The 6,782-nt window shown below is 63.0% G+C and carries 3 protein-coding genes; 1 reads left to right on the top strand and 2 read right to left on the bottom strand.

What is annotated here, in order from left to right:
- Positions 1-475 precede the first annotated feature (475 nt).
- Positions 476-1,354, top strand: a complete 879-nt coding sequence (locus tag Q0G85_RS10040) for a MaoC/PaaZ C-terminal domain-containing protein (protein ID WP_297157585.1) — start codon at positions 476-478, stop codon at positions 1,352-1,354.
- Positions 1,355-1,486: 132 nt separating this feature from the next.
- On the opposite strand, the gene nifJ is transcribed toward Q0G85_RS10040, so the two are convergent.
- Positions 1,487-5,083 carry a pyruvate:ferredoxin (flavodoxin) oxidoreductase gene (gene nifJ / locus Q0G85_RS10035; protein WP_297157582.1) on the bottom strand — a complete coding sequence of 1,199 codons (3,597 nt, stop codon included), beginning with the start codon at positions 5,081-5,083 and terminating at the stop codon, positions 1,487-1,489.
- Positions 5,084-5,173: 90 nt separating this feature from the next.
- Positions 5,174-6,782: AMP-binding protein (locus Q0G85_RS10030; protein WP_297157580.1), on the bottom strand; the 1,609-nt coding region annotated here is incomplete at its 5' end.

Genomic DNA, 6,782 nt, shown 5'->3' with positions numbered 1-6,782 from the left:
GGGTAGCATTCGCCTGGCAAGGGTGGCCGGCGGTTCCGGCGATGGCCCTTGATACACCACAAATCGGGACGCGATCTCTTGGCGGTGTTGTGCTCGGCGCGTCGAAGGTGGTGGAGCCTGCAGGTGGTAGGGTTTCGCGGTGAAGGCGGCTACGATGGGCGGCTTGAACTTGGCCCGCCTGCGCGTGGCGGGAGTTTGCGGCGAGGGTGATCCAGCGCTCGGCTCGCAAGCCTGAAAGCGAACGCGGTGCTCGGCCCGAGGCGATGGGCCCCGAGACGCGACCCCGCTTGCGCCAGTCGGGCTCTAAGTTTTTGCGTGATTCCCCAGCTCACACGCTGTTCACTATTATTTTGCGATGCGCGTTCCCTCGTATTTAGCGATGCGCTCTCCTTTGTTGTTGGGCGATAATTCGCGCCAATGCTGCTGCGGCCGATGCTGCCGCGCGTGGGCAGCAAAGGACCCGAAAGGAGAGAAAATGGCTATTTCGACCGAGATCGTAGGCAAGACCTTCGGACCGTTCGTGCGCGATTACACCTTCAAGGATTTGGAGATTTGCGCGCTTGGATGCGGTGCGGGCTGGGATGGCAAGGTCGACTTGGACTACGTCAACGAAGGGGACGCGAAAAGCCCCGAACTCAAGGTTCTGCCGATTTTCGCCGTGCCGCTTACGGTCAACGAGGAGATGACCACCACGCTCGATTACGGCTTCGACTATTCCGGGTCGCTGCATTACGGAATTGACGTTCACTTCCACGCTCCATTCAAGATGGCCGACCGTATCGAAACCTACGTGACCCAGGAGGCTATCTGGGATCGCGGCGAGGGGCGCGGCTCTCTCTCCAAGCAGGTGGGCAAGTCCTACTCCTCCGACGGTACCCATCTGTGCACGGTCGATACCTACGACTGCTGCATCTACGACGGCGGCTGGGGCGGCGAGCTTCCGCCGAAGGATGCGGTCGAATACCCCGACCGCGTGCCCGACTTCGTTTACGAGGAAACCTATGGCCTGAATTGGCCGCTCGTGTATCGCCTGATGGGCGACTGGCATCAGCAGCACATCGACTGGTCCTACACCGAGCAGACCGGCCTTGAGCGCCCGATCGCGCACGGCGTCAGCAGCGCCGGTGTTGCGATGCGCCATGCAATCTCGCTTTTGTTCTCAGGCCATCCCGAGGCGATGACCCGCTTCAAGTGCCGCTTCACTTCGCCGGTCCTCCCAGGCGTTCGCCTGCGCACCATCGTGTGGAAGACGGGCGAGGGCGAAGCGCGCTTCCGCATGGTCAACGCCGATGCACCTGAGTCCAAGCCGTTCTTGAACCACGGCATCGTCGAGTGGAATCCCTCGCTCGCGTAAGGAGTTCGGACTCTAACTATTGCGAACGACCCCGAGTCGCGTCGCCAGCACAACAAGAAAGGCCTGCGGGTTTGCCCTTTTCTGGGGCGCCCGCAGGCCTTTCATCATGCGTATGTCATCTGCTCGCAGCGGCTACTTCTCCTGCGTCATGCGGCGGTAGTGGTAAAAGCGGCGTTGCGCGTCCTCTTTGCCCTGCTCGAAGAGCCTCTCGGCCTCCTCGGGGAAGGTTTTGGTGAGCGAGGCATAGCGGTTCTCGCCCGCGACGAACTCCAGATAGTCCATGGTGGGCTCCTTGGAATCCAGGGTCATGGGGCACTCCTTGCGCGGATCGTAGTGGTACAGCGTCCAGTAGCCGCTTTCCACGGCGCGCTTCATCTCTCCCTGGACGTCGTGCATGCCGCACTTCAAACCATGCGAGGTGCAGGGTGCGTAGGCGATGATGACCGCGGGGCCGTCGAATTCTTCGGCTTCTTTGAGCACCTTGACGAGCTGGTTGTAGTTGGCGCCCATCGCCACCTGGGCGACATAGACGTTGCCGTAGCTCATGAGGATGGCACCGAGGTCTTTCTTGCCGGTCTTCTTACCGCTTGCCGCGAACTGCGCAACGGCGCCGGCGGGCGTTGCCTTCGAGCTCTGGCCGCCGGTGTTGGAATACACCTCGGTGTCGACCACGAGGACGTTCACATTGGCGCCGCTCGCGACCACGTGATCGAGGCCGCCGAAGCCGATGTCGTAGGCCCAGCCGTCGCCGCCGAACATCCAGAAGGTCTTCTTGGCCAGCTGGTCTTTGAACTTGAGGACGTCCGCGCAGAATACCTTGGCGCTGTCGGTGAGCGCATCCCTTGAAGCCTCGATCATCGCTACAAGCTCATCGGCGGCGTCGCGCGAGGCGTCGAAGTCGTCGAAAGCGGCGAGATAGGCCTCGCACGCGGCCTTGACCTCGCCCATGACAGCGGGGTCGGGCGTGTCGTTCTTGTCGGGCTTCAGATTCTCCAGGCCGCGCGCGAGCACTTCTGCGAGCTTCTCGACGCGCGCCTTCTCGGCTTCGCGCTGCTGGGTGGAGCCCAGATAGAGGCCAAGTGAGAGCTCGGCATTGTTCTCGAAGAGGCTGTTGGTCCACGCGGGGCCGAAGCCGCGCTTGTTTGCGGTGTAGGGGATGCCAGGGAAGGGCGAGCCCCAAGCCTGCGAGCAGCCCGTGGCGTTTGCCCAGTACACGCGGTCGCCGAACAGCTGGGTGAGGAGCTTTGCGTAGGGCGTCTCGCCGCAGCCCGCACAGGCGGCGGAAAACTCGAGGAGCGGCTGCTTGAATTGCGAGCCCTTGACTGTGTAGGGATCGAACACGCGGCCCTTGTCGGCGAGGCCCAGGCCGTATTCCCACAGCCCGCGACTGGCGTCGGTGAGCTTGGCGGGCTCCATGGAAAGCGCGTCTGCCGGGCACACGTCGGCGCAGCTGCCGCAGCTCGTGCAGTCGAATTGGCTCACCTGAAGGGTGAAGCGCATGCCCGCAGGCAGGTTCTTGCCGCCCTTGAGCGCGACGGTCGCGAACCCGGCGGGGGCGGTTGCGGTTTCCTCCTCGCTTACCAAGTAAGGGCGGATCGCGGCATGGGGGCACACGAAGGCGCAGCGGTTGCACTGGATGCAGGCGTCGGCCTTCCACGTGGGTGTCGCAACGGCGATGCCGCGCTTCTCGTAGGCGGTGAGGCCCATGTCGATGACGCCGTCCTCGTAGCCCGCAAACGCGCTCACGGGAAGCTCGTCGCCCTTCTGCGCATTCACGGGGCGCAGGATGTTCGTGACCACAGCGGGCAGCTCCTCATCGCGATTGCGCGTGTCAAGCTCAGCGTCGGCCCAGCTTGCGGGCACGGCGACCTCAACGCACTTCTGAGCGCCCTCTTCAATTGCGGCAACGTTGCTCGCCACCACGGCGTCGCCTTTGCGCGCGTAGGACTTCCGCGCCGCGTCCTTCATGTAGTCGAGGGCCTCCTCAACAGGCATGAGCCCCGCAATCTTGAAAAACGCCGCCTGAAGCACGGTGTTGATGTGGCTGCCCAGGCCCACGCGGTGCGCGATCTCGACCGCGTCGATGGTGAAAAGGCGGATGCCGTTTCGGGCGATGTGGCGCTTCATCTTGCCAGGCAGGTTGGCGTCAAGCTCCTCGGTCGTCCAGCTCGTGTTGAGAAGGAACGTGCCGCCCGGCTTCACCTCCTGCACCATGTCGTACTGGCGCACGTAGCTTTGGTTATGGCAGGCGACGAAATCGGCGCGCTTCACGTAATAGGTGCTACGGATGGGCCTCTTTGACAGGCGCAGGTGCGACTTGGTCACGCCGAAGGACTTCTTCGAGTCGTATTCAAAATACGCCTGCGCGAACATGTCGGCGCGCTCGCCTAAGATGCGGATGGTGTTGTGGTTGGCACCCACCGTGCCGTCGCCGCCTAGGCCCCAGAACTTGCAGCTGTAGGTGTCGGCGATTTCGAAGTCGTCGAGGGGGTGCACGGGAAGCGACAGGTTGGTCACGTCGTCGGTGATGCCGATGGTGAAGCTGCGCTTCGGCTCGGGTGATGCAAGGTTCCTAAACACCGCGACGATCTGGGCGGTGTCGGTGTCCTTGGAGGAAAGCCCGTAGCGGCCGCCCACGACAAGCACCTTGCCCGCGCGGTCGCTGTTCGCGATGACGCTCGAGACGTCCAGGAACAAAGGCTCACCGGCTGACCCCATGCACTTGCAGCGGTCGAGCACGGCGATGCGCTTCACGCTTTCGGGCAGGGTGCCCAAGAAGTGCTTCGCCGAGAAGGGGCGGTAGAGGTGCACCTGCAAAAAGCCGTAGCGCTTATCGGTGCCTGTGGCCTGGGCCTTCGCGTTCAGATAGTCGCACGCTTCCTGCGCGGTGCCCGAGACGCTGCCCATGGCGATCACGACATCGGTCGCGTCGGGCGCGCCGTAGTAGTCGAACACGTGATGCTCGCGCCCCGTCACGCTGGCGACCTGGGCCATCACGCCCTCGACCACGTCGGCCAGCTCGTCGTAGGCGGTGTTGTTCGCCTCGCGTACCTGGAAGTACACGTCGCCGTTCTGCACGGTCGCGCGTAGCATGGGGTGCTCGGGGTTCAAAGCGCGCGCCCTGAAGCGATCGAGCGCCTCGGTGTCCATGAGCGCAGTGAGCTTTTTGGTGTCGGGCATGTCGATGCGCGAGAGCTCGTGCGAGGTGCGGAATCCGTCGAAGAAGTGCATGAAGGGGACGCTGCCCTTCACCGCGGCGAGGTGCGCGACGGCTGCCATGTCGGCTGCTTCCTGGACGCTTCCCGAGCTGAGCTGCGCAAAGCCGGTGTCGCGGCATGCCATGACGTCGGAGTGGTCGCCGAAGATGCTCATGGCATGGGTGCCCACCGTTCGGCTCGCCACATGCAAAACGCCTGGCAGGCGCTCACCGGCGATACGGTAGAGCACGGGAACCATGAGCATCAGCCCCTGGCTCGAAGTGAAGCTCGTGCCCAGGCCACCCGCCTGCAGCACGCCGTGGATTGCTCCGATGGCGCCGGCTTCGGATTGCATTTCGGTCAGCTGCACGCGCTGGCCGAACATGTTCAAACGCCCCTGAGCGCTCCATCGATCGGTGTGCTCGGCCATGGGCGAGGACGGCGTGATGGGGTAGATCGCCGCCACCTCGGTGAAGTCGTAGGCGACATGGGCCGCTGCCTCGTTGCCATCGACGGTTACGTAGTTGCTCATAATGCAAAGTCCCCCTCTGCGGTGATTGGCGCTAAACGCAAGCGGGGGGCGTACATGACGGCCCCCGCAAAAGGTCTCTCTCGATTCAGGCTATTTCTTCACGAGGTCCTGAAGCCCCAGTTCCTTCACGGCGGCTTCCCTCATCTTGTACTTGAGGATCTTGCCGGCCGCGTTCATGGGGAAGGAATCCACGAACCTGATATAGCGAGGTACCTTATGACGCGCGATGTTGCTCATCATGAACTCGCGGATTTCCTCTTCCGTCATGGTCTCGCCCTCCATGAGGATGATGCAGGCCATTGCCTCCTCGCCGTATTTCTTGTCGGGAACGCCCACGACTTGGCAATCGCTCACCTTGGGGTGGGTGATGACGAAGTCCTCGATCTCTTTCGGGTAGATGTTCTCGCCGCCGCGGATGATCATGTCCTTCAGGCGGCCCGTGGCGACGAAGCAACCGCGGTCGTCGCGCATGAGCAGGTCGCCGGAATGCAGCCAACCGTTCTCGTCCACCGTCTTGAAGGTGGCGTCGGGCATCTTATAGTAGCCCTTCATGATGTTGTAGCCGCGCGAGCAGAATTCGCCGACCTCGCCGTTGGGCAGCTCCTCGCCGGTTTCGGGGTCGATGATCTTGCACTGGACGTGGGGGAATGCGTATCCGACGGTTTCGGTGCGCAGGTCGAGCGGATCGGTCCAGGCGCTCATCGTGGAACCCGGGGCCGATTCAGTCTGGCCGTAAACCGACACGATGCCGGTCATGTTCATCTCGTCGGGCTGGGCGGCGCGCTTCATGAGCTCGGGCGGGCAGCCGGCGCCTGCCATGATGCCCGTGCGCATGTGGCTGAAGTCGGTCTTGCGGTAATCCTCGTGGTTGAACATCGCGATGAACATCGTGGGAACGCCGTTGAAGGCCGTGATCTTCTCCTGCGTGATGCAGTGCAGCGACGCCTTGGCGCTGAAATACGGCATCGGGCACAGGGTCGCGCCGTGAGTCATGGACGAGGTCATCGACAGGGTCATGCCGAAGCAGTGGAACATGGGCACGTGGATCATGAAGCGGTCCGCGGTGGACAGCCCCATGCGGTCGCCGATGCACTTGCCGTCGTTGACGACGTTGCGGTGCGTGAGCATGACGCCCTTGGGGAATCCCGTGGTGCCGGAGGTGTACTGCATGTTGCAGACGTCGTCGGGGCGGACATCGGCGGCCATGCGCTGGATCTTCTCCAATGGCACGAGTTCGGCGCGCTCCATGGCCTGGTCGAAGTTGAGGCAGCCGGGCATGTCGAAGCCGACGGTCACGACGTTGCGCAAAAACGGCAGCTTCTTGCAGTGCAGCTGATCGCCGGGCTTGGTCTGGGCGATTTCGGGGCACAGCTCGTTGATGATCTGGCGGTAATTGGAATCCAGGGCGCTCTCGACCATGACGAGCGTGTGCGTGTCGGACTGGCGCAGCAGGTACTCGGCCTCGTGGATCTTGTAGGCGGTGTTCACGGTGACCAGCACGGCACCGATCTTGGTGGCTGCCCAGAAGGTGATGTACCAGGCAGGCACGTTGGTCGCCCAGATGGCAACCTTGCTGCCGGCCTTCACGCCCATGGATACAAGCGCGCGGGCGAACGTGTCGACGTCGTCGCGGAACTCCTCGTAGGTGCGCGTGTAATCGAGCGTGGTGTACTTAAAACAGTACTGGTCGGGGAAGCAT

This window comes from uncultured Ellagibacter sp., assembly GCF_934617235.1.
Taxonomy (GTDB): domain Bacteria; phylum Actinomycetota; class Coriobacteriia; order Coriobacteriales; family Eggerthellaceae; genus Ellagibacter.
This window is presented reverse-complemented; position numbering and strand designations above follow the sequence as displayed.